The organism is Plantactinospora sp. KBS50 (genome assembly GCF_002285795.1).
In the GTDB taxonomy this organism is placed as follows: Bacteria; Actinomycetota; Actinomycetes; order Mycobacteriales; family Micromonosporaceae; genus KBS50.
Window position 1 is genome coordinate 1,815,843 of record NZ_CP022961.1, and the last position, 22,129, is coordinate 1,837,971.

General features: G+C 72.7%; 16 protein-coding genes and 1 pseudogene. 7 read left to right on the forward strand and 10 right to left on the reverse strand.

What is annotated here, in order from left to right; genetic code table 11:
• Window positions 1-99: 99 nt before the first annotated feature.
• Complete coding sequence (locus tag CIK06_RS08230; protein WP_369916116.1) at window positions 100-1,287, reverse strand: hypothetical protein; 1,188 nt, start codon at window positions 1,285-1,287, stop codon at window positions 100-102.
• Between the two features lie 544 nt (window positions 1,288-1,831).
• Here CIK06_RS08230 and CIK06_RS08235 point away from each other — a divergent pair.
• Both CIK06_RS08235 and CIK06_RS08240 read left to right on the forward strand, forming a co-directional pair.
• A complete protein-coding gene (locus tag CIK06_RS08235) occupies window positions 1,832-3,646 on the forward strand; it encodes a hypothetical protein (RefSeq protein WP_369916187.1) in 1,815 nt (604 codons plus the stop codon).
• A gap of 235 nt (window positions 3,647-3,881) precedes the next feature.
• Window positions 3,882-5,534 carry a hypothetical protein gene (locus tag CIK06_RS08240; protein ID WP_157756650.1) on the forward strand — a complete coding sequence of 551 codons (1,653 nt, stop codon included), beginning with the start codon at window positions 3,882-3,884 and terminating at the stop codon, window positions 5,532-5,534.
• A gap of 86 nt (window positions 5,535-5,620) precedes the next feature.
• Here CIK06_RS08240 and CIK06_RS29200 read toward each other — a convergent pair whose 3' ends face one another.
• Window positions 5,621-7,552 carry a hypothetical protein gene (locus CIK06_RS29200; RefSeq protein ID WP_157756651.1) on the reverse strand — a complete coding sequence of 644 codons (1,932 nt, stop codon included), beginning with the start codon at window positions 7,550-7,552 and terminating at the stop codon, window positions 5,621-5,623.
• 97 nt (window positions 7,553-7,649) lie between these two features.
• On the opposite strand from CIK06_RS29200, the gene CIK06_RS08250 reads away from it, so the two are divergent.
• Together CIK06_RS08250 and CIK06_RS08255 are read left to right on the forward strand one after the other, a co-directional pair.
• Complete coding sequence (locus tag CIK06_RS08250) at window positions 7,650-8,333, forward strand: response regulator transcription factor (protein ID WP_095564335.1); 684 nt, start codon at window positions 7,650-7,652, stop codon at window positions 8,331-8,333.
• The gene (locus CIK06_RS08255; protein WP_095564336.1) at window positions 8,330-9,568 is read left to right on the forward strand and encodes a cell wall metabolism sensor histidine kinase WalK; all 1,239 of its coding nucleotides are present in this window, start codon (window positions 8,330-8,332) and stop codon (window positions 9,566-9,568) included. Before CIK06_RS08250 ends, CIK06_RS08255 begins: the two co-directional genes overlap by 4 nt.
• A gap of 68 nt (window positions 9,569-9,636) precedes the next feature.
• Here CIK06_RS08255 and CIK06_RS08260 read toward each other — a convergent pair whose 3' ends face one another.
• From CIK06_RS08260 to CIK06_RS08280, 5 genes and pseudogenes are all read right to left on the reverse strand, one after another.
• The gene (locus CIK06_RS08260; RefSeq protein ID WP_095564337.1) at window positions 9,637-10,029 is read right to left on the reverse strand and encodes a VOC family protein; all 393 of its coding nucleotides are present in this window, start codon (window positions 10,027-10,029) and stop codon (window positions 9,637-9,639) included.
• A gap of 68 nt (window positions 10,030-10,097) precedes the next feature.
• Window positions 10,098-10,178 (reverse strand): annotated as a pseudogene (locus CIK06_RS08265) (translation initiation factor IF-1); the annotation flags it as partial.
• A gap of 313 nt (window positions 10,179-10,491) precedes the next feature.
• The gene (locus CIK06_RS08270) at window positions 10,492-12,309 is read right to left on the reverse strand and encodes a CotH kinase family protein (RefSeq protein ID WP_095564338.1); all 1,818 of its coding nucleotides are present in this window, start codon (window positions 12,307-12,309) and stop codon (window positions 10,492-10,494) included.
• A complete protein-coding gene (locus CIK06_RS08275; protein ID WP_095564339.1) occupies window positions 12,309-12,986 on the reverse strand; it encodes a DUF4956 domain-containing protein in 678 nt (225 codons plus the stop codon). The genes CIK06_RS08270 and CIK06_RS08275 overlap by 1 nt, the downstream gene beginning before the upstream one ends.
• Before the next feature lie 3 nt (window positions 12,987-12,989).
• The gene (locus tag CIK06_RS08280) at window positions 12,990-13,895 is read right to left on the reverse strand and encodes a polyphosphate polymerase domain-containing protein (protein ID WP_198348137.1); all 906 of its coding nucleotides are present in this window, start codon (window positions 13,893-13,895) and stop codon (window positions 12,990-12,992) included.
• A gap of 259 nt (window positions 13,896-14,154) precedes the next feature.
• Here CIK06_RS08280 and CIK06_RS08285 point away from each other — a divergent pair, with 259 nt between their 5' ends.
• Together CIK06_RS08285 and CIK06_RS08290 are read left to right on the forward strand one after the other, a co-directional pair.
• Window positions 14,155-14,844, forward strand: coding sequence for a response regulator transcription factor (locus tag CIK06_RS08285; RefSeq protein WP_095564340.1), 690 nt, complete (start codon window positions 14,155-14,157; stop codon window positions 14,842-14,844).
• Window positions 14,841-16,217 (forward strand): HAMP domain-containing sensor histidine kinase, encoded by a 1,377-nt coding sequence (locus tag CIK06_RS08290; RefSeq protein WP_095564341.1) that lies wholly within the window; start codon window positions 14,841-14,843, stop codon window positions 16,215-16,217. Before CIK06_RS08285 ends, CIK06_RS08290 begins: the two co-directional genes overlap by 4 nt.
• A gap of 73 nt (window positions 16,218-16,290) precedes the next feature.
• Here CIK06_RS08290 and CIK06_RS08295 read toward each other — a convergent pair whose 3' ends face one another.
• The 3 genes from CIK06_RS08295 to CIK06_RS08305 form a co-directional block, all read right to left on the reverse strand.
• On the reverse strand, window positions 16,291-17,310 hold the full coding sequence (locus tag CIK06_RS08295; protein WP_198348138.1) for a hypothetical protein: 1,020 nt from the start codon (window positions 17,308-17,310) through the stop codon (window positions 16,291-16,293).
• Between the two features lie 174 nt (window positions 17,311-17,484).
• The gene (locus CIK06_RS08300; protein ID WP_095564342.1) at window positions 17,485-19,530 is read right to left on the reverse strand and encodes a 3-hydroxyacyl-CoA dehydrogenase NAD-binding domain-containing protein; all 2,046 of its coding nucleotides are present in this window, start codon (window positions 19,528-19,530) and stop codon (window positions 17,485-17,487) included.
• Between the two features lie 4 nt (window positions 19,531-19,534).
• Window positions 19,535-20,755, reverse strand: coding sequence for a thiolase family protein (locus tag CIK06_RS08305; protein ID WP_095564343.1), 1,221 nt, complete (start codon window positions 20,753-20,755; stop codon window positions 19,535-19,537).
• A gap of 255 nt (window positions 20,756-21,010) precedes the next feature.
• Here CIK06_RS08305 and galE point away from each other — a divergent pair, with 255 nt between their 5' ends.
• Complete coding sequence (gene galE, locus CIK06_RS08310; RefSeq protein ID WP_095564344.1) at window positions 21,011-22,123, forward strand: UDP-glucose 4-epimerase GalE; 1,113 nt, start codon at window positions 21,011-21,013, stop codon at window positions 22,121-22,123.
• Window positions 22,124-22,129 lie beyond the last annotated feature (6 nt).

The following is a 22,129-nucleotide window of genomic DNA, read 5'->3' on the forward strand; positions in this document are numbered from 1 at the left end:
TCCGCGCCACGGCGCCGGACCGGGCCGGCAACGCGGGCACCGGGCCGGCAACGCCGCGGGCGTCGACGAGCCGGGAACCCGGGCGGGGAACCGCGGGCGCTATTCGTTGACCGAGCGGTAGTACGTCTTGTCCGGCGTCACGAGGCTGAACGTCTGCCGGTCCGCCGGCTTGGCCACGATCACCAGGCCGGGGCGGTCGACCAGCCGCGATGTCGCGCTCGGCACCGAGACCGAGCTGTCCGGTGCGGCCCGCCAGACCAGGGCCACGTACGCGGTGCCCCCGACGGTCAGCTCGTAGCTCTGCAACGGGTTGAACCGGTCGGCGGCCGAGAAGCTCGGCGGACCGGACGGGGGCCGCAGCACCACGGCGGTCATCACCCCGGAATCGGTGCGCCAGCTCAGCTGGTCCAGCTCGGCCGGGGGCGCGATACCCAGGGTCACGTCGCCCAGGGATCGGCTGGTGATCCGGTCGATCGGCCAGGAGGCCGGCATCGAACCGGCCTCATCCCGCCCGGCGATGCGCCGTTCCACACTGCCGAACGGGCCGTCCTCAGTGCCCAGCGCGCAGGTGTCCAACCCCTCCAGCGCCGCGCTGGCGGTGTTGCTGTCGTCGCCCACCAGCGGGTAGCGCGGCGCGCCGACGCCGCTGCCCAGGTCGACCATGCGATCCGCCCGCTTGCCGTCCGGCAGCGACTCGGTGGGCCGCAGCGACGCCGTGATGGCGACCGGAGCGCAGGCCGGCACCTGCACCGGCGCGCTGAGACCGTCGCTGATCGACAGCTTGCCGTCGGGACCGGTCAGCCGCTCTACCCGCGCGGAGGTCAGGTAGCGCCGGCCGTCGGACAGCGGAACCGGGAGCACGTCGGAGTAGACCAGGTAGCCCGGGTCGGGATACTCCACCGCGCGCTCGACGCTGAAGTCGGCACCGTCGCGCCCGCGCAACTGCACCAGCCAGGAGGCGTCGTTGCCCGGCACGCTCGCGGCGACCAGCGCCAGCCGCGTGCCGTCGGCCTCGCCGAGCCAGAGGATCCCGGACGCCGGGAGGTACGCCCGGTCCCCGGCGGGGGAGCGCCAAGCGGACACCGCCCGGCTCACCGAGGCGGCGGCGGAGCGGTCGTCGGCGAGGCTGCCCCGGGCCGGCCACACCGCCAGGGTGCCGTCCAGGGTGTCGAAGCCGGCCCGCAGCACGGTGGCCGGCGGTTGTGGGGCCGCCGCGCAGCCGCCGGACAGGAGAGCGAGGGCCAGCACCCACGGCGCGGCCCGCCGGACCATCCGACAGCCCCTCAACAGCTCCCCCGATCCTCGACACGGCCAGAAGCCACATCGTACGCAATTCCCGACCGGCCTCCGGGGTCACCTCGGTAAGCTCGGACCCATGGTGGAGACACGTTCCGCCGGGCGTGCGGTGCCCGATCCGACCGTGCCGTCCGACGCGCCCCGGGGCGCCGGATCTGCCCCGGCGCTCCGGTAGACTCCGCCGACTGTGACTCCAGCCGAGCCCCGCCTCGACACCCCACAGGACCCGGAGGAGACCGGGCCCGCGCGGCAGACCACGCGCCGCGCGGACGCCGACGAGGCCACCGGGCCGGAGCGCGCCAACGGCTCGGCGGACGGTGTCCGCGCGACCGGCACAGCGGACGGTGTCCGCGCGACCGGCTCGGCGGACGGTGTCCGCGCGAACGGTGCGGCGGACGGTGTCCGCGCGAACGGTGCGGCGGCGGCCGGCGAGGACCGGGTGGACGACTCGGTGGCGGAGACGTACCGCGCCAACGGCGCGGGCGCGGAGACGGAGACGGACGGGGTGGGGCGCGCGACCGCGGAGGATCAGGGCATGCGGCGGGACGGGGGCGAGCCGGAGGATGCCGACGGGCGTCCGGCCGCCACGGCCCGGCGCCGGCTGCGCTGGCGCTGGCCGACCTGGCGCCGCGACCTCGCCGTGCTCGGGCTGTTCCTGCTGGCCGGCATCTGGGTGACCGGGCAGATCTGGCTCAACCCCGCCCGCCGGGTGGCCCCGCTGTACAGCAGCGACCCGGCGCAGGTGCAGTTCTTCCTGGCCCACTCCGTACGGGTGGTGCTGCACGGGGAGTTCCCGTTCTTCACCGACCGGCTGAACTATCCCGACGGGGTCAACCTGATGGCGAACACCGCCATCCTCGGCCTCGGCATCCCGATGGTGCCGGTGACCCTGCTGTTCGGTCCGGCGGTGTCCTTCGTGGTGCTGGTGACGCTCGGTCTGGCCGGCACGGCGTACGCCTGGTACTACGTGCTGTCCCGGCACGTGGTCCGGCTGCCGCTGGCCGCCGCGGTCGGCGGCTGGTTCCTGGGCTTCTCCCCGGCGATGCTGTCGCACGCCAACTGGCACCCGAACATCATCAGCCAGTTCCTGCTGCCGTTCATCGTCTGGCGGGTCGTCACGCTGAGCAGGTCCCGCCGGCCGGTCCGGGACGGGCTGGTCCTCGCGCTGCTGATCACCTACCAGGCGTTCATCAACGAAGAGATCCTGCTGTTCACGGCGCTGGCCTGCCTGGTGTTCCTGCTCGCCGTGCTGGTGCAGGAACCGGGCCGCTGGCGGGGGGCGTGGCGGCCACTGGCGATCGGCATCGCGGTCTGCGCGGTGTTCGCCTCGGCGCTGCTGGCGTACCCGTTGCACATCCAGTTCACCGGCCCGCAGGCGTACCACGGGCTCAGCGACGCGGTGCAGAACTACGGCAACGACCTGGCCGCGTTCGTCAACCCCGGATCGGCCACCCTGGGCGGGAACCCGCGGGGCAACGCCAACCTGGCACCGAACTACTCCGAGGAGAACGCGTTCTTCGGCTGGGGACTGGTGCTCATCTCGGTGGCGATCGTGGTCTGGCTGCGCCGGGAACGCCTGGTCCGGGCGCTCGCGGCCACCGGCCTGATCTTCGCGGTGCTGTCGCTCGGCGAGCAGGTGTCGTACTGGCACCGGGGTGCCGTGTGGGGACCGTGGGAGCTGCTGGTCCGGGCGCCGCTGCTGGACGCCGTCGTACCCACCCGGTTCGGGTTGATCACCACGGTGACCGTCGGGGTGCTGCTGGCCATCGCGGTCGATCGGGCCTGGACCATTCCGGCGGCCGACCGGCGGGCCGTGCGCGCGGTCACCGCCACGGCGCTGGCCCTGGCGCTGGTGCCGATCCTGCCGATCCCGCTCGTCGAAACCTCCCGGCCGGCGGTGCCGCATTTCATCACCTCCGGCCAGTGGAAGCAGTACGTGGCCGGGGACCAGACCCTGGTGCCGATCCCGGTGCCGGCGATGGGCCACACCAACGGGATGCGCTGGGCCGCCGCCGCCGACCTGGGCTTCAAGATTCCCGGCGGCTACTTCCTGGCCCCGCGCAACGGCAACACCGGCGATCCGGGCCGGTTCGGCGGTCGGCCGAGCGGGGTCGGCGAACTGCTGGACGACGTCGCCAGCACCGGCCGTACCGTCAAACCGGGTGACCGGCAGCGCCGTCGGGCGCTCGACGAGCTGCGCTACTGGCACGCGGCGATCCTGGTGCTTCCGGTGACCGAGCACAACGCCGAGGCGTTGCGGGCCACGGTGGAGCAGTTCGCCGGCCCGGCGCAGCGGCAGTCCGACGTGTGGGTGTGGGACGTCCGGCCGTTGACGGCCCGAGCGGCCTGATGACGGCGTCCGTCTCGGGGGGATCCGCCGAGCACGCCCACTCCGGGCGGTCGGGCCTGATCCCGTCCTGGACGGACTCGGCGGACCCGCGAGGCGCCGCCGCCGACGGCGGGCCGCGGCGGCAGCGGCCACGGGGTGGCGCTCCGCGGGGTGGCGGTCGCCCGGAACGTGGCGGTGGTGGCGGGGTTCGGCGGCCCTGGACGCGTACGTCTGCACCGGGTACGCCGTGGCGGCGGTGGCCGTGACCATCCGGCTCTGGCGGCACCTCGACCGGATGGTGTTGGCCGACAACGACCAGATCCTGTTCGAGTGGATGCTCGCCCGCGCCGCGCAGGCGGTCCGGCACCTGGAGAATCCGCTCTACAGCGCGCACCTGAACGCGCCGGACGGCGTGAACCTGATGGCCAACACCTCGATCCTCGGCCTGGGCATCCCGCTGGCCCCGGTGACGCTGCTGTTCGGCTCGACCGTCACGCTGCGCCTGGTCATCGTGCTGTGCCTGGCCGGTACGTCGGCCGCCTGGTACCTGCTGCTGTCCCGGCGCCTGGTGGCCTCCCGGTCCGCGGCGGCCGTGGCCGGGCTGTTCTGCGGCTTCGCGCCCGGGATGATCTCCCAGGCCACCTGCCACCTGCACATGATCTCGCAGTTCCTGGTGCCCGCGATCATCGCGGTGGCGCTGCCGCCGACCGACGGCCGGACCGTCCGCCGCGGCGTGCTGCTCGGGCTGCTCGTCGCGTACCAGGTCTTTCTCGGCGAGGAGGTGCTGGTCTTCCTGGTCCTGGCCCTCGGGGTGTTCTGCCTGAGCTATCTGGCCGCCCGGCCGCGGGCGGTCCGGCGGGCCGGTCCGCTGCTGCGCCGACTGGCGGTGGCGGTGCCGACCGCGGGGGTGCTGCTGGCCTATCCGGTGTGGTTCCAGTTCGCCGGGCCGGGATCCTACCGGGGCATGCCGTTCAGCCCGTCCGGGTTCTACCTGGACCTGGCGTCGTACACGACGATGGCCCGGCAGTCGATCACCGGCAGCGACGCGGTGCCCGGGCTGCTCTCCCCGAACCTGTCCGAGGAGAGTTCGTTCTTCGGGCTCAGCCTGATCGTGCTGGTCGCCGTGGTGGTGCTGTGGCAGTGGCGCCGGCCGCTGGTGCGGGCGCTCGCGGTCACCGCGGTCTGCTTCGCGGCGTTGTCACTGGGCAACGAGATCTGGATCAAGCGCCAGGACACCGGCATCCCCGGCCCGTACCGGCTGGTGTCCCGACTGCCGCTGCTCGACCTCGTGGTGCCGGCCCGGTTTCCGCTGATCTGCATCCCGATCGTGGCCATCCTGCTGGCGATCTCGCTGGACCGGGCGTACCGGCTGCCCGGCCGGCCGGTCCGGCTGCTCTGGACCGGGGCCGTCGCGGCCGTCCTGCTGCCGCTGGTGCCGACCCCGCTGCGCAGCAAGCCGGCCTGGCCGGTACCGGAGTTCGTGGCCAGCGGGCAGTGGCGGTCGTACGTGCCGGCGGGCCGCACCCTGGTGGCGGTGCCGCCCACCAAGGGCGGCGAGGCGACCAACGGGATGTACTGGTCGGCGCGGACCGGCCTGGCCTTCACCACCCCGGGCGGCTACTTCATCGGCCCCACCGGCCCGCACGACCGGCAGGCCCGCTGGGGCGCCCCGGACCGGCCCACGGCGGTGCTGCTGGACCGGGTCGCCTTCACCGGGCAGGTGCCCGCGGTCGGCGCCCCGCAGCGGGCGCAGGCCGCCGAGGACCTGCGCCACTGGCGGGCCGCGGTGGTGGTGCAGGGCGGCCTCACCCGGGGCGAACCGGTGAAGGAGACCCTGGACCTGCTGCTCGGCCCCGGGCGGTTCATCTCCGGCGCCTGGGTCTGGGACGTCCGGCCGCTGACGAGCTGACTGCGGCCGGCGCGAGTCCTGGCCGGCGCGAGTCCTGGCCGGCACGAGTCCGGTCGGACCGGTTCCGCCCGGGCGGCGCCGCCGCCTCAGCCCAGCCGGGAACGGACGTCCCACAGCCAGACGTCGTCGACCCGCTGCGCCGGGCCCAACAGCGCGGTGGCCAACGCGAGCAGGGCGTCCTGCCGCTCCTGCGGGCCGAGCACCACCACCGAGGCACGCCAGTAGCGCAGGTCCTCGATCGCCTGCGCCCGCTGCTGGGCGCCGACCACCGGCACCGGCTGGCCGTCGGCCACCGCGTAGAACAGCCCGGCCGTGGGCCGGGACGCGACCCCGAAGATGCCCTCGCCGCCTGGCCCGGGTCCGATGAAGTAGCCGCCCGGGATCGGGAACTCCTGCTCGGTCAGCGCGCTCCAGCGCAGCGTGGACAGCCCCTGCACGTTGTTCGGCAGCGGGATCGGCACCAGCGTCCGGCCGTCCGGGACGTACGGCCGCCAGCCGCCGGCCGAGATGAAGTGCGGCGGCGGATCCACCGGCATCGCCGGCAGCGGCCGGGGGAACAGCGGCAGCACGGCCAGCAGGATCACGGCGTACCCGAGGGGTCGCAGCCGGGCGAACCGACCGCCGTGCCGGCCCGGCGCCGCCGGCGCGTCGGCGGCGTCGTCGTTGGCGGCGTCGTCGGCGGCGGCGGAGTGCGCGGTGGTGTCGGCGGCGGAGTGCGCGGTGGCGTCGGTGGCGGTGACGTCGTCGGTTTTGGGGCGTGCGGCCACGGCGTCCCAGGCGAGGGCGAGCAGGATGCCGACCGCGGCCACCAGGACCAGGCCCAGCCGGGTCGGCATCATCATCTCGACCAGCGGCAGGTCGTCGGAGATGTAGTGCCAGATGCCGGGCACGCCGGTGTCCCGGGCGTTCAGCCGCACCTGCGGGCCGAGCGAGGCCACCCCGAACACGACGATCAGCACCGCCGCCACCCGGGCCGGTACGGACCGGCGGCACAGCGGCACGAGCGCCGCCAGGACCAGCACCACAAGCGGCCAACCCAGCCAGGTGTTCTGCTCGGTGACCCCGATCGTCTTCTCCACCGCCGGGCTGCCGGCCAGGGTGTCCCTGGAGTAGGTGACGAAGGCCGCGAGGTCCTCACCCCAGTTGTGGAACACGCCGCCCTGCAGGCCGCGGTAGGACTGCGGCCCGTTGAACTGGAACCAGATCGGGTAGCCGGCCAACAGCAGCGTGACCCCGCCGGCCAGGCCGATGCCGAGGGCGAACGGGACCAGCCGGGACCGCACGACGGCCGGGCGGAACACCGCGTACGCGGCCAGCGCCACGACGCAGGCCAGCGCCGTGAGCAGCAACATCTCCTCGTTCAGGAAGATCTGGTACGTCACCAGGAGGCCCAGCAGCAGGCCGTCCCGGCGCCACCGGCGACCCGGGGTGCCCAGCCGGAACACCTGCCCCACGATGAGCGGGAGCAGGAAGTTCGAGGCGAAGTTGGGCTGCCCGTTGGCGTGGTGCATGACCCCCGGCGCGAAGCCCAGGAACGCGCCGCCCAGCACCGCGGCACCGCGCGAGCGGACCAGATCCCGGCGCAGCACCCAGTAGGCCGTGGCCGCCGTCGCGGCCAGGGCCAGGCCCAGGTAGAGCGCGTACGACACCTGCGGGCCGAACAGCATCGTGATGGGCGACATCGGCAGCGTGACGCCCAGCATCGAGGTGTTGGCCATCATGTTCACCCCGTCCGGGGCGTTCTGCCGGGTCGAGAAGAGCGGGTTGCTCAGGTGGCGCACCGAGTAGGCGCCGTGCGCGAACAGCCACTCGAACCAACTGTGGTCGGTGGGCAGGTGGGAGGAGATCCGGTGCTGCACGTCCGCCCAGTAGCCGGCGCAGACGAACACGCCGAGCAGCGCGTACGCTCCGAAGACCAGCAGGTCGGCGCGGTCGGGGCGCCACGCGGAGCGCCGGGCGCCGGCCTCGGCGGCACCGGGGTGGGCGTCGGACGGGTTGTCTACCACCGGGACGGGCACGACGCGACATCGTACAGGCGCGACCGGGGTGTCCGTGGTGGCGGTTTGGCCGGCCCGGCTAATTTTGGCGGGGAACGGCGTAGGCAGGGAGGCCGCGGTGCGGGTTCTGGTGGTGGAGGACGAGCGGGCACTGGCCGATGCGATCGGCCGGGGGCTGCGCCGGCAGGGCATGGCGGTGGACATCGCGTACGACGGGGACGAGGGGCACGAGATGGCCTTCATCACCCGGTACGACGTGGTGGTGCTGGACCGCGACCTGCCCGGGCGGCACGGCGACGAGATCTGCGCCGACCTGGTCGCCTCGGGCGCGCTCACCCGGGTGCTCATGCTGACCGCCAGCGGCACGGTGGCCGACCGGGTCGAGGGGCTGCAACTGGGCGCCGACGACTACCTGCCCAAGCCGTTCGCCTTCGACGAGCTGCTCGCCCGGGTGCAGGCACTGGGTCGCCGGGCCACCCCGCCGGCGCCGCCCGTGCTGGCCGTGGCCGACCTGGTGGTCGATCCCGCGAAGCGGCTGGCCACCCGCGCCGGCGCGCCGGTGGATCTCACCCGCAAGGAGTTCGGGGTGCTGGAGGAACTGCTCAAGGCGCGGGGCGGGGTGGTGTCCAGCGAGGAACTGCTGGAGCGGGTGTGGGACGCCAACGCCGACCCGTTCACCACCACCGTCCGGGTGACGGTGATGACGCTGCGGAAGAAGCTGGGGGACCCGCCGCTGATCGAGACGGTGGTGGGCGCCGGATACCGGGTCCCGGCGGTCGCCGCCGACCGGACGCCGGCATGAGCGAGCGGCCCCGGCTGCGTCCCACGCTCCGGCTGCGGCTCACCCTGCTCAACGGGATGCTGCTGGTCGGTGCGGGCGCGATCCTGCTGGTGCTGGCCTGGGTGCTGCTGGCCGACGCGTTCCACCCGGCCGACCTGCTCCGGCCCGGCACCACGGTCGTGCTGCGGGACGGCCGGCAGTTGGACGCCGCCCAGTGGCAGCGACTGGCGACCGACGCGGCCAGCCGGGAACTGCTGACCAAGGGCCTGGTCGCGCTGCTCGCGGTGAGTCTGGTGGGGGTGGCCGGGGCGTACGCGGTGGCCGGCCGGTCGCTCCGGCCGCTGCACCAGGTGACCCAGACCGCCCGCCGGCTCGGCGAGGAAACCCTGGACCAGCGGATCCGGTACTCAGGCGCCGACGACGAGGTGGCGGAGCTGGCGGCCACCTTCGACGCGATGCTGGACCGGCTCGCCGAGGCGTTCGAGGCGCAGAAGCGGTTCGTCGCCAACGCCTCGCACGAACTGCGTACGCCGCTGGCCGTGATGCGTACCGAGGTCGACGTGACGCTGGCCGACGACGAGGCCGACGTGGCGGAGTACCGGCGGATGGCCAACGTGGTGCGCGACGCGTCCGAGCGCGCGAACGGCCTGGTCGACGCCCTGCTCGTGCTGGCCCGCAGCGAGGCCCAGGCGGGCCGGCGGCTGGGCCGCAAGGTGCCGGCGGATCTCGCGGCCGGTGCCGCAGCGGCGCTGTCGGTGGCGCGGCGGGAGATCGAACGGCTCTCCCTGGATGTCCGCAGGTCGCTGTCGGCCGCGCCGGTGGTGGGCGATCCGGGTCTGTTGGAGCGGCTGGCCGGGAACCTCGTCGAGAACGCGGTGCGGTACAACCACGGGCACGGGCGGCTGTGGGTGCGGACCGGTTCCGACGCCGAGCGGAGTTGGCTGGTCGTCGGCAACACCGGATTCGAGGTCGATCAGGCGGACGTACCGGGGCTGTTCGAGCCGTTCCGCCGCGGCGGCCGGGAACGGACCGGCGCCCGCGGCTCGGGGCTGGGCCTGTCGATCGTGCGGGCGGTCTGCGAGGCGCACGGCGGGACGGTGAACGCCGTCGCGCAGCCGGGCGGCGGTCTGGAGGTGACGGTGACGCTGCCGGCGGCGGATGCCACGCCGGTGGCCATCGGGTCGGCCGCCGTCAGCATGGGGACGGTTCCCGCCGGTACGGCGCCGCCGGGCGCCACCGGCGAGGACGGGCGCTGACCCGGGTACGCCGGCCGGCCCGTCCCCACCGGTCGCCGATCATGCGCCGAGTGCCGGCGGCGCGGGCGTCATGCCACCCCGCCGGCCTCGGCGGTGCCGCTGAGAACGCAGAACTCGTTTCCCTCCGGGTCGGCCAGCACCATCCACCCGCTTCCGTTCGGGTTGCGCCGGTCGTCGACGGGGGACGCCCCCAGCTCGATCAGCCGGGCCACCTCCGCTTCACGTGAGCCCTCGACCGGACGCAGGTCGAAGTGGACCCTGTTCTTGACCTTCTTCGAGTCCGGTACCTCGATGAAAAGCAGTCGATGCGTCCGGTCCCGGGAGAGGATCATGCATTCGTCCTGACCCGGCCCGCTCGGATCATCGGGATCCTCGACGTAGTCGAGGACGGCCTGCCACCAGCGACACAGGGTGTACGCGTCGGCGCAGTCGATGCTGGTATGGGAGATGAAGGATGTCACCCGGGCATCGTCGCAGGAGCCGCCGGGACGGGTCGAGCCGACCGCGGAGGATGCGCCGGACGCCGACGGTGCGCCAGCACCTTGTCTCCGTTCTGGAGTTCCACCCGGAAGGTGGCGTTGCGAAGACACTCCACAACGGTGCCCTCAATGGTGGGGCGCCTTCGATCTCGTCGCGGATGACCCGGTCCAGCGCGCGCCGGTCTCGGCGAACAGGTGCGCAGAATGACGACGAGGGGAGCACCCGCCTCGATACAACCTGCACGGTGCTCACCTCCTCGCGCAGTGCCACGGCCGGCGGCCAGGCCATCGGCGTACCCGGCGTCCGGTCCACCGATTGACACCGCTACGGCCGGTGACCTCGCTGATAGTGACAAGCCCTTTCGCGGTCATACCTGAGAGGCATATTTATGACTCTCAGGTATGACCGCGAAAGAGGTCTTCGATCCTGGCGCGGGCCGTGGGCTACCCGCTGATCACCGCGTCCTCGGCGAGGGCGCTGGTGCGCTGCTCGATGGTGCTGCGCAGCCGGTCGGCGTCGGAGGTTGCCGCCGAGGCGTCGTAACCGTCGACGGTGGCGAGGGTGCCGGTGATCGCCTGCACCGCCTGCGCGGCCGCGCCGCTGGCGAAGAGGTCCTGGTACAGCTCGCGGTACGCGTTCTCGTAGACCTCCGTGAACGCATCGGCGGCGAGGAAACGTTCCTTGAGCTTGTTGCCGGTACGCATGCCGCCGCCGCGATCCGCGTCCTCGCCCTGCGGCCGGGTGAATCCTCCCGGCTGCTGCGCACCGTCGGGGCGTTGCATTCCCTCCGCCGCCTGCGCGTTGTCCCCCGGTGCCGCCTGCGCGTTGTCGCCCGGCGATTGCGTGTCGTCGCCCGGCGCCTGCGCGTTGTCCCCCTGGGCCGGTGCGCCGTCCGGGCGTTGCCCGCCGCCGCCGAACATGCCGCCGCCCATCGAGGTCGAGTCGTGCGGCCCCTGGCTGGCGTTGCCGCTGAACGTCAGGTTGTAGTCCCACCCGACGACCCGGAACCTCCTGTTCTCCAGGTCGTACCAGAGGTAGTAGTTGCGGCCCGGTCCGGCCATGTCGTCGAAGTTGAGCAGCAGGTTCTGCAACGCCAGATAGCGGGCGAACGACTCGACGTCAACGTGCTCGCCCAGGTGGGCGGCGAAGTCCTCGTCGGACGCCTGCTCGACCCATTTGACCAGGTCGATGACCGGTTGCAGGTCGTAGTCGCCCTTGTTGTTGATCTGTTTGAAGTCGTCGGCGTACTCGGTCTGGTCCTCGCCCTGGTAGGCGAACGTGCTGGTGCTCAGCGCCTTGTACAGCACCCCGTCGCCGATCTCGTCGGCGAAGCCGGTGTCCGGTGTCTCGATCAGCAGCCGCGCCTGGACGGGCCGGTCGTTCACCCGGAAGCCGGTGTAGGCGTACCGCTGGGCGGGCTCGGTCGTCTGCCCGATCAGCGCCAGCGACACCGCCTCGTTGAGCACGGTGCTGCCGCCGCCCATCCCGGAGATCCGCGCCGCGATCTGGCGGTGGCCCTGGTAGCGGCGCCCGTCGACGAACTCGTCGAAGCTGATCAGCCAGGGCAACTCCTCGGGCCGGGAACTGTCCAACGAGGTGCCGCCCATGCCGCCGTTCTGTGCCTGTCCGCCGTTCTGTGCCTGGCCTGCGCCGGGTTGCTGGCCGCCCTGCCGGCCCTGGCCTGCGTCGGGCGCCTGGCCGCCGTTCTGTGCCTGGTCGCCGTTCTGTGCCTGGTCGCCGCCGGGCGCCTGCCGCTGGCCTCCCGGCCCGGCCCCGCCGCCGTTGTCACCGCCACGGTCGTCACCGCCGCGGTCGCCGCCGCCGAACCGCGACCGGGTCTGCCCGTTGTGGGTGATGCCGGCCAGGGTGGAGTTGCCCTTGAGCCGGATGCCGACGTCCTTCACGAGGGTGCCGTCGACGGTGAGATCGGCGCGTACGTAGTCCTTCTCGCCGGTGGCCATGAACTCGTCCATCATCCGCTGGTACTCGGCCTCGTCGTAGCGCAGCGACACGGTGTGCGCGACCGTCGCGTCGAAGAGGTCCACGGTGCCCGCGACGTTCTCCAGGATCTGGTCGCTGGAGCCGCTGCCGCCGCTGGTGACGATCGGGCGGATCTGGACGTTGCCGGCCAGCACCACCAGGGCGACCATGCTGAGCGCGCAGACCGCGAGCAGCCGCCAGTGGTGGCGTACCCGCACCGGTATCCGGTGCCTGAGTCCGGTGGCGGGCGCCCGGGCACCACCCGCCGTGCCGCCGTCCATCAGAGGTCCGTCTGGTCGTAGCCGGTCAGCACGGTGACCCGCTGGCCGGAGGTGACCTGGTTGAGCGCGACGATCAGGTCGCCGGGTTCGCCGCCCTTCTTCAGCCGCACGGTGTACATCAGCTCGGTCAACGCCCCGCCGCGGATGGATTCCATGCTCACCAGTTCGAACTCGGTGGTGTGCCGGATCAGGATGTCCTGGATGGCGGCCGTGTGGTCACCCTCGGGCGGTACCTGGACCTTGACGACCTGGCGCTGGATGGACAGCCGGAACCAGTTGAACCGGTGCATCACGACGATCACCAGGCAGATCGCCACCGTCGCCAGGACGGCGAGCAGGTAGAACCGGGTGCCCGTGGCCATGCCGATGCCCATGACGAGGAAGATGAAGCCGACGTCCCGGGTCTCCTTGACCGCGTTGCGGAACCGGACCACCGACAGCGCGCCGACCAGTGCGAAGGCGCGGGCGATGTTGGATCCCACGACCAGCATGATCAGCGAGATGAGCATGCCGAGGATGACCAGGGTCTGCACGAAGGACTGGCTGTACGACACGTTGCGGTGCGTGGCGCGGTAGACCCAGCCGATGACCGCACTGAGCAGGAAGGACAGGGCCAGCGCGACGATGACGTCGGTGACGCTGAATGTGCCGGTGAGATCTTGCAGTTCGAAGTTCACGCCTCATGCCTTCTCGGTTGCGGCCGGGGCGGGTGCCTCGGCGGGGTCGTCAGGGATGTGGAAGATCGACCGGGGCGCCGCACCGAACGCCTCGATGCTCTGGCAGTACTTGGAGACCCGCGCGATCGACAGGTCCATGCCGGCGGCCAGGTCCGTCAGCCAGTAGGGGACGCGGTCGTTGGCCTTGAACTCCAGCACCGACAGGGACGCCGGGATGACCAGCCGGTTGTCCGCCTCGGCGGCCAGTTCGAAGTCGCGGTCGCGGCCCCGGACGCGGTGGTCGAGGGTGACGCGCAGACCGAGGTCGGTGTTCCGGCCGACGTACGCCTCCCGCTGGTAGCCGGTGGCCGCGGTGGGGCGCAGGTCGAGCCCGCTGACCAGCCCCAGCACCTCGTTGACGAACCCGGTCTGGCCGGGCAGGTGCTCGATCATCTGCCGCTGGTCGCACAACGCGCGGGCCCGCGCGTACGGCAGGGCGATGCGGCGCTTCTGGGTGACCCGGTTGACCCGCTGCTTGATCTCGACGTACACGGTCGTGCCGTCGCCGATGGTGCGGCGGTCGCCGTAGTGCCGGATCCGCAGCTTGCGCCGGAACCGTAGGCCCTCGATCTTCTCCCAGTAGAACCGCAGTCGCGCGGTGTCGTAGTAGACGCTCCAGACGCCGTACCCGCCGTCGGCCCCGTTGTGGTCGTGGTCCAGGCGGGCGCGCAGTTCGCGGCGAAGCTCCGGCAGCTTGCCGCTCGGCACCAGATACTTGATTTCGTACCGGTTGAAGGCGTGCAGCGCGCTGGGTGCCCGCAGCGCGTGACCGGCCTGGTCGTTGGGGTGATCCGCCACCGGCGGGTCACCCTCGAATCTGGTCGGTGCGGCCTCACTCATGGGCTGGTTGCGGCCGAGACGCAGTCGCATGACGCAGTTCCATCTCTTTCGGTCCGGACATCGTCCGCGGTGGTCGCGCGGTGAACGACGGATGAAGAACGAGAATCTGTCAGGTGAACGATCTTCAGCCTGAAGCCGGACATTAAGAGCCGCCGGAGTCGACTCTAAGAGTTGACTAAGAATGGGTCGTCCCGTCGGGTGGACGTCCTGACAAACCGTGGAAACGGATTACTAAGAAGGCGGTAAGAATTCCGCCGGTCACCGACATCGCCTTTCTATCGTGGTTTACATGACAACCGGTTACCGGCTGCTGGTGAGCGACGACGACCCCGCCGTGCGGCAGGCCCTGGACCGCGCGCTGCGGTTCGAGGGCTATCGTGTCGATCTTGCTGTCGACGGCACCGACGCGCTGGCCAAGGTCACCTCCGGCAAGCCGGACCTCGTCCTGCTCGACGTGATGATGCCGGGCCTCAACGGGCTGGACGCCTGCCGGAACATGCGTGCCGCCGGCGACCACACCCCGGTGCTGATGCTCACCGCGCGGGACGCGCTGGCCGACCGGGTGGCCGGACTCGACGCCGGCGCCGACGACTACCTCGTCAAACCGTTCGCGTTGCAGGAACTCCTGGCCCGCGTCCGGGCGCTGCTGCGGCGCGCCGGGCCGCCACCCGGGCAGGCGGACGTCCTGCGCGCCGGTGATCTGGTCCTGGACCGGCGGGCGCGCCAGGTCCGCCGCGGCGCCGAGCCGATCGACCTGACCAGGACCGAGTTCAACCTGTTGCAGACCCTGATGGAACACCAGGGTCAGGTCCTCACCAGGGGCCAGTTGTTCGAGCACGTCTGGGGCTTCGACCTGGACCAGTCCTCCAACAGCCTCGACGTGTACGTCGGCTACCTGCGGCGCAAGCTGGAGACGGGTGAGCGCCCGCGCATCGTGCACACCGTGCGCGGCGTCGGATTCGTCCTGCGGACGTCATGACCCGCCATCCGTCGATCCGCCGCCGGCTGACCCTGATCGCCGCCGCGGCCGTCACCGTCGTCGCGGTCCTGGTCGGCCTGCTGGCCTGGTTCGCTCTCGACCAGACCCTGATCCGGCAGGTCGATCGGGAACTGCGGGGCATGTCGCACGGCCCGCTGCCGAACCTCACCGCCGGGGACGCGGCCACGATCCCACCGACACCGCTGGACGCCGACCAGGACGTGCGGCTGCAACTGCGCTTCCCGGACGGCGCCAGCGTCGCCGTGCCGGCCGGAACCGAGCCGCTGCCGTGGAGCGCCGCCGACCAGGCGGTCGCCACCGGAGCCCGCTCCAGCGCCTCCTACAGCATCCGCACCGACGGCGGCCACTACCGGATTCTCACCGTCCGCGGCAACCGGGGGCAGACCATCCAGTTGGCCCGCTCGCTGGCCGGCACCGACGCCACCCTGCAACGCTTCGGCGCGGTCACCGCGGCGCTGACCCTCGGCGCCGCGGGCGTCGCCGCCTTCGCCGGGCGGGTGGTGGCCGGCACAGGGCTGCGCCCGGTGCGGCGGTTCACCGCCGCCGCGAGCCGGGTCGCCGAGACCCGCGACCTGTCCAGCCCCATACCGGTGGACGGCCACGACGAGGTCGCCCAGCTCGGCCAGGCGTTCAACCACATGCTCGACCGGCTCGGCGACGCCCAGCGCCAGCAGCGGGAGCTGATCGAGGACGCCGCGCACGAACTGCGTACGCCCATGTCCAGCCTGCGGACCAACGTGGAGCTGCTCATCCGCGCCGGTGACCGGCTCGGGGACGCGGACCGGACGGCGCTGCTCAGCGACCTGGACCGGCAGAGCGTCGAACTCGCCCAACTCGTCGGCAGCCTCGTCGACCTCGCCCGGTCAAAGATCGTCGACGAGCCCGCCACGCCGGTGGAACTCACCGACCTGGCCGCCGAGGCCGTCGACCTGGCCCGCGCGCACTTCCCGCACGCCACCTACGTCCTGCACGCCCCGCGGCCGGTCACCGTCGTCGCCCGCGCCGGGGCCATCCAGCGGGCCGTGGTGAACCTGCTCGACAACGCCGCCAAGTTCAGCCCGGCCGGGCAGGCGATCGAGGTCCGCATCGCCGGCCACACCGGGGACGGCGACCGGTACGCCGAGATCAGCGTGGCCGACCGGGGACCCACCATCCCGGCCGACCAACGCAAACGGATCTTCCACCGCTTCTACCGGTTGGACGCGTCCCGGTCCGTTCCCGGCTCCGGACTCGGCCTGGCCATCGTCCAGCAGACGGCCGCGGCCCACGGCGGTACGGTCACCGTCGCCGCCCGGCCCGGCGGTGGCAATCTCTTCTCGCTGGCCATCCCGACCGGCCGCGCCGGCGGCTGACGCCGGTCGCGGGGCGACGGGGCCGTACGCGACGGGGCGCCGGGCAACGGCCCGGCGCCCCGCACGAGCCGGCTCAGGAACGCTGCTCGATCTGGCCGCGCATGTCGACGAACTCCACCTCGACGTCCTTGGCGGTCTTGAAGAACATCCCGATCAGGCCGACGCTGCCGCCGTCGGCCCAGACGCAGACACCGACGCTGACCCCGGCCGCGGCCTGCGCGTCGCCGCACTTCGCGGTCCCGCCCAGCGGTCCCGGGTCGATGCTGTGTACGCCCTCGATCGTCGGCCCGGTGTTGCCGAACTCCCGGATCGCGTCGTCGACCTGCTTGGCCTGTTCGGTCACCCGGCCCGAGGCCGCGGTCACCATCACCAGGTCGCGTTTCGCGCTGCTGCCGTAGAACTGGCCGACCGTGCCGGTGGACTGCGGCAGGGCATCCTCCATGCCGCTGCGCATGTCGTCGCTGAGCTTCTGCATCTGCGGCTCGGTCGCCTTCGGCCGGCCGTTCAGCTCATCGGGCGTCACCACCCGGGTCCGGGCGGCGGTAACCACGTCCCCGACGTCGTCCTTCACGGCGAAGTAGACCGCCGTCCCGCCGCCGGCGCAGAGCAGCACGAGGACCGCGAGGACGATCAGGACGATCAGCCCGGCCCGCGACTTCTTCTTCGGCGGCATCGCGCCGGGCATCCCGTACCCGCCGGGCGCGTCGCCGTAGGGCGCGGCGCCGTACGGCGGACCGGGCTGGGCGCCGTAGGGCTGACCGGGCTGGCCGGGCTGGCCGGGCTGGGCGGGCTGGGCGCCGTAGGGCTGCTGCCCGTACGGCTGTTGGCCGTACTGCTGGGTGGGCTGCTCGCCGTAGGGCGCGGTGGGCTGGTCGGGCGCGCCGTAGGGCTGGCCGCCGTACGGCTGCTGGCCGTACTGCTGGGTGGGCTGCTCGCCGTAGGGCGCGGTCGGCTGGTTCGGCACGCCGTAGGGCTGTTGGCCGTACTGCTGGGTCGGCTGCTCGCCGTAGGGCGCGGTGGGCTGGGTCGGCGCACCGTGCGGCGGGCCGGGCTCGCTCGGCGGGCCGTAGGGTTGGCCGGGCGGCTGCGACATGCTGGCTACTTTCCACGAGCGGAAATCGACCCGGCGATCATATTGAGCGGGTGCAAGGCGCGTTGTCCCGCAAAGGCCCCGGTCGGCGCCGTGTGGCCGGCATCTCGTGTGCAGGGCGTGCGAAAAGGCCCCTTCCTCCCGCACATCGCGACAAGAAGGGGCCTTTGCTGCTTCCTACCGGAAGCGGGCGCCGGTGACCCGTTCGGAAATGCCGGCGCGGTCCAGGTACGGCGTGATGCCGCCCAGGTGGAACGGCCAGCCCGCGCCGAGGATCAGGCACAGGTCGATGTCCTGCGGCTGTGCGACCACGCCCTCGTCGAGCATCAGCCGCACCTCCTGGGCCAGCGCGTCCAGCGCCCGCTGGCGTACCTGCTCGGCGGTCAGCGGCTGGTCGCCCACCTCCAGCAGCGCGGCGGCCTCGGGGTTGATCTTGTCGTCCACCACGATCGGCTTGCCGGCCTCGGCGATCCGGCGCAGGTTCTCGCTGACCGCGAAGCGGTCCGGGTAGGCCGCGTGCAGCGTGCCGCCCACGTGGTACGCGACCGCCGGGCCGACGAGCTGGAGCAGCGACAGGGGGCGCATGGGCAGCCCCAGCGGGTCCAGGGCGGTGTTGGCCACCTCCAGCGGGGTGCCGGCGTCCACGGCCGCGAAGATCTCCCCGAGGAAGCGGGTGAGCAGCCGGTTCACCACGAACGCCGGGGCGTCCTTGACCAGCACGCAGGACTTCTTGAGCTGCTTGCCGACGGCGAAGGCGGTGGCCAGGGTGGCATCGTCGGTCCGCTCGCCGCGGACGATCTCCAGCAGCGGCAGCACGGCCACCGGGTTGAAGAAGTGGAAGCCGACCACCCGTTCGGGGTGTTCCAGGTCCGCGGCCATCTCGGTGACCGACAACGACGAGGTGTTGGTGGCCAGCACCGCCTCGGGGGAGACGATCTTCTCCAGGTCGGCCCAGACCTGCTTCTTGACCTTGAGGTCCTCGAACACGGCCTCGATGACGAAGTCGGCATCCGCGAACACCGACCTGTCGACCGAGCCGGAGACCAGGCCGTACAGCTTGGCGGCCGTGCCCTTGTCCATCCGGCCCTTGCCGACCGCCTTCTCGATCTCGGTGTGCACGTAGCCGACGCCCTTGTCCACCCGGGCCTGGTCCAGGTCGGTCAGCACCACGGGCACCTGGAGGCGGCGGGCGAACAGCAGGGCGAGCTGGCTGGCCATCAGGCCGGCGCCGACGATGCCGACCTTGGTGACCTCCCGGGCGAGGCCCCGGTCGGGCGCACCCGCCGGCCGCTTGGCCCGGCGCTGCACCAGGTCGAACGCGTACAGGCCGCTGCGCAGCTCCGGGCTGAAGACCAGGTCCGCCAGGGCCTCGTCCTCCGCCGCGGTGCCGGTGGCGAAGTCCGCGTCCTTCGCCGTCTCCAGCAGGTCGAGTGCCCGGTACGCGGCCGGGACCGCGCCGTGCAGCCGCTCGTCCAGGGTCTGCCGGGCGAAGTACAGCACGCCGGCCCACATGTCCCGGTCGATCTCCGGCCGGGTCACCGTGACCGCGCCCCGGACCACCTCGGCGGCCCATTCCAGCGAGCGCTCCAGGAAGTCGGCGGGCTCCAGCAGCACGTCCGCGATGCCCATCTCGGCGGCCTGCCGGGGCTTGAGCATCCGGTTCTGCATCAGCGGGTTCTGGATGACCACCTGGGTGGCGGCCGGGATGCCGATCAGGTTGGGCAGCAGTTGGGTGCCGCCCCAGCCGGGCACCAGGCCCAGCGACACCTCGGGCAGCGCGAGCGCGGCGGCCCCGCCGGAGAGCGTCCGGTAGTGGCAGTGCAGCGCCAGCTCCAGGCCGCCGCCCATGGCCGCCCCGTTGACGAAGGCGAACGTCGGGACCTCGCTGTCGCGCAGCCGGGCGAAGACCCGGTGCCCGAGCCGGCCGATCTCCAGCGCCTCGTCCCGGTCGCGCAGCAGCGGCAGGCCGGTGATGTCGGCGCCCACACAGAAGATGTACGGCTTGCCGGTGACCGCGATGAACGCCGGCCGCTGCGCCAGCGCCTCGCCGATCGCCGCGTCCAGGCTGGCCAGGCCGGCCGGGCCGAAGGTGTTCGGCTTGGTGTGGTCCAGCCCGTTGTCCAGGGTGATCAGCGCGGCCGGGCGGTCCAGCCCCGGTACGTCCACCCGGCGCAGCAGCGCCCGCGTCACGACCTCGTTGGGGTACGTCACATCCGTGCTCATCGGGTCACCTTCCGTTCGCGCCGCTGGTCTGCTGGTCCGAGCCGGTCCAGGCGGGGTTCTCCCAGATGACGGTGCCGCCCATGCCGATCCCGATGCACATGGCGGTGATCCCGTAGCGGACCTGCGGGTGCTCGGCGAACTGCCGGGCGAGCTGGGTCATCAGCCGGATGCCGGAGGAGGCCAGCGGGTGACCCACCGCGATGGCGCCGCCCCACGGGTTGACCCGGGGGTCGTCGTCGGCGATGCCGAAGTGGTCCAGGAACGCCAGCACCTGCACGGCGAACGCCTCGTTCAGCTCGAACAGGCCGATGTCGTCGATGGACAGGCCGGCGATCCGGAGCGCCTTCTCGGTGGACGGGATCGGGCCGACGCCCATCACCTCCGGCTCGACGCCCACGTAGCCGTAGGAGACCAGCCGCATGGCGACCGGCAGGCCCAGCTCGCGGGCGGTCTCCTCGGCGGCCAGCAGGCCGGCGGTGGCCCCGTCGTTGAGGCCGGCCGCGTTGCCCGCGGTGACCTTGCCGTGCGGCCGGAACGGGGTCTTGAGGGTGGCCAGCTTCTCCAGGGAGGTGTCCCGGGGCGCCTCGTCGACGGTGGCCAGCCCCCAGCCGGTCTCCGGGTCGCGGATCGCCACCGGTACGAGGTCGGGCTGGAGCTTGCCGTTGGCGTACGCCTTCGCGGTCTTCTGCTGGCTGGCCAGCGCGTACGCGTCGGTGCGCTGCCTGGTGACCTGCGGGACCCGGTCGTGCAGGTTCTCCGCGGTGGCGCCCATGACCAGCGCGGACGGGTCGACCAGCTTCTCGGCCAGGATCCGCGGGTTGGGGTCGACGCCCTCGCCCATCGGGTGCCGGCCCATGTGCTCGACGCCGCCGGCGATGGCCACGTCGTACGCGCCCATCGCGATCCCGCCGGCCACGCTGGTGACCGCGGTCATGGCGCCCGCGCACATCCGGTCGACGGCGAAGCCGGGCACCGTCTTCGGCAGCCCGGCCAGCAGCGCGGCGGTGCGGCCGATGGTCAGGCCCTGGTCGCCGATCTGGGTGGTGGCGGCGACGGCGACCTCCTCCACCCGCTCCGGCGGCAGTTGCGGGTTGCGGCGCAGCAGCTCACGGATGCAGCGGATGACCAGGTCGTCGGCGCGGGTGTTGGCGTACATGCCACCCGCCTTGCCGAACGGGGTACGGACGCCGTCGACGAAGACGACGTCGCGGGCTTCACGGGGCACTTCTGAGCCTCCTTCTCGACCGCGGTCCGTCCGGCGGCGCCGACCGATGGCGGCGCGGGCCGGGCGAGGGTCGCCGGCATGGGCAGTCCCTCGAATGCTACTCGTCGGTAACTACCTCGCGCACGGAGTGCCGTGTGGCGCGGGCCACATCGGGTACGCGCGGCCCGGGTCCGCCCCGCGGCCGGCTCCGCGGCCGACCGGCGGCGGGACGGCGGCCGGTCCGCGGCGGACCGGTGACGACGCCGGAGGTGCGGGATGAAGGTCCTGATCGCGGGGGGTGCCGGGTACATCGGCAGCACTGTCGCGTCCGCCTGCCTGGACGCCGGCATCCGGCCGGTGATCCTGGACAACCTGAGCACCGGCCGGCCCGAGTTCGTCCGGGACCGGACCTGGTACCACGGCGACATCGCCGACGGGGTGCTGCTCGACCGGATCTTCACCGAGCACCCCGACATCGAGGCCGTACTGCACGCCGCCGCGCTGGTCGCGGTCCCCGAGTCGGTCGACCAGCCGCTGCGGTACTACCGGGAGAACATCGGCAAGTCGATCGACCTGGTCGGCCACCTGCTCCGCAACGGGTGCCGGCGGCTGCTGTTCAGCTCCTCGGCCGCCATCTACGCCCCCGGCCCGGACCTGACGGTCGACGAGCACTCGCCGATCCGGCCGGCCAGCCCGTACGCCCGGACCAAGGCGATGCTGGAGCAGATCCTCGCCGACACGGCCGCCGCCACCGGGCTGCGGGCGGTCTCGCTGCGCTACTTCAACCCGATCGGCGCCGACCCGCGGCTGCGCTCCGGCCTGGCCAACGCCCGGCCGAGCCACGCCCTCGGCCGGCTGATCGAGGCATGGAACACCGGCACCGAGTTCCTGATCACCGGCCCGGACTGGCCGACCCGGGACGGCTCCGGGATCCGGGACTACGTCCACGTCTGGGATCTTGCCCGGGCGCACGTCCGGGCGCTGCTGCGGTTCGACGACATCCTGCCGGCCGGCGACGCCCGGACGGCCGCCCCGACCGGCGGCACGCTCGCCGTCAACCTCGGCACCGGGCGGGGCACCACCGTGCGCGAGCTGGTCGCCGCGTTCCGGTCCGTCGTCGAGGACCCGCCGCCGGTACGCGACGCGCCGCGCCGTCCCGGCGACCAGGCCGGCTGCCACACCCGGACGGACCGGGCGCGCGACCTGCTGGGCTGGCGGCCCGAACTGAGCCTCGCCGAGGGCATCCGGGACGCGCTGCGCTGGGCCGCGGTACGGGACGCCCGGCTGGCCGGGCACGCCCGGCCGGTCGACGTCGACACCGACGTGCCGGCGTACTCGATCGGCGGCCTGCCGGCCGGCACCCGGGTGCTGCGCCCGAACCCGGCCTGACCCGGG

What these genes read in the sequence shown, in the direction of transcription:
- CIK06_RS08235 (WP_369916187.1), top strand. Translation starts at nt 1,832, where the DNA reads ATGCGGCGGGACGGGGGCGAGCCGGAGGATGCCGACGGGCGTCCGGCC.
- CIK06_RS08255 (WP_095564336.1), top strand. Translation starts at nt 8,330, where the DNA reads ATGAGCGAGCGGCCCCGGCTGCGTCCCACGCTCCGGCTGCGGCTCACC.
- CIK06_RS08270 (WP_095564338.1), bottom strand. Translation starts at nt 12,309, where the DNA reads ATGGACGGCGGCACGGCGGGTGGTGCCCGGGCGCCCGCCACCGGACTC.
- CIK06_RS08280 (WP_198348137.1), bottom strand. Translation starts at nt 13,895, where the DNA reads ATGCGACTGCGTCTCGGCCGCAACCAGCCCATGAGTGAGGCCGCACCG.
- CIK06_RS08285 (WP_095564340.1), top strand. Translation starts at nt 14,155, where the DNA reads ATGACAACCGGTTACCGGCTGCTGGTGAGCGACGACGACCCCGCCGTG.
- CIK06_RS08290 (WP_095564341.1), top strand. Translation starts at nt 14,841, where the DNA reads ATGACCCGCCATCCGTCGATCCGCCGCCGGCTGACCCTGATCGCCGCC.
- CIK06_RS08295 (WP_198348138.1), bottom strand. Translation starts at nt 17,310, where the DNA reads ATGTCGCAGCCGCCCGGCCAACCCTACGGCCCGCCGAGCGAGCCCGGC.
- CIK06_RS08300 (WP_095564342.1), bottom strand. Translation starts at nt 19,530, where the DNA reads ATGAGCACGGATGTGACGTACCCCAACGAGGTCGTGACGCGGGCGCTG.
- galE (WP_095564344.1), top strand. Translation starts at nt 21,011, where the DNA reads ATGAAGGTCCTGATCGCGGGGGGTGCCGGGTACATCGGCAGCACTGTC.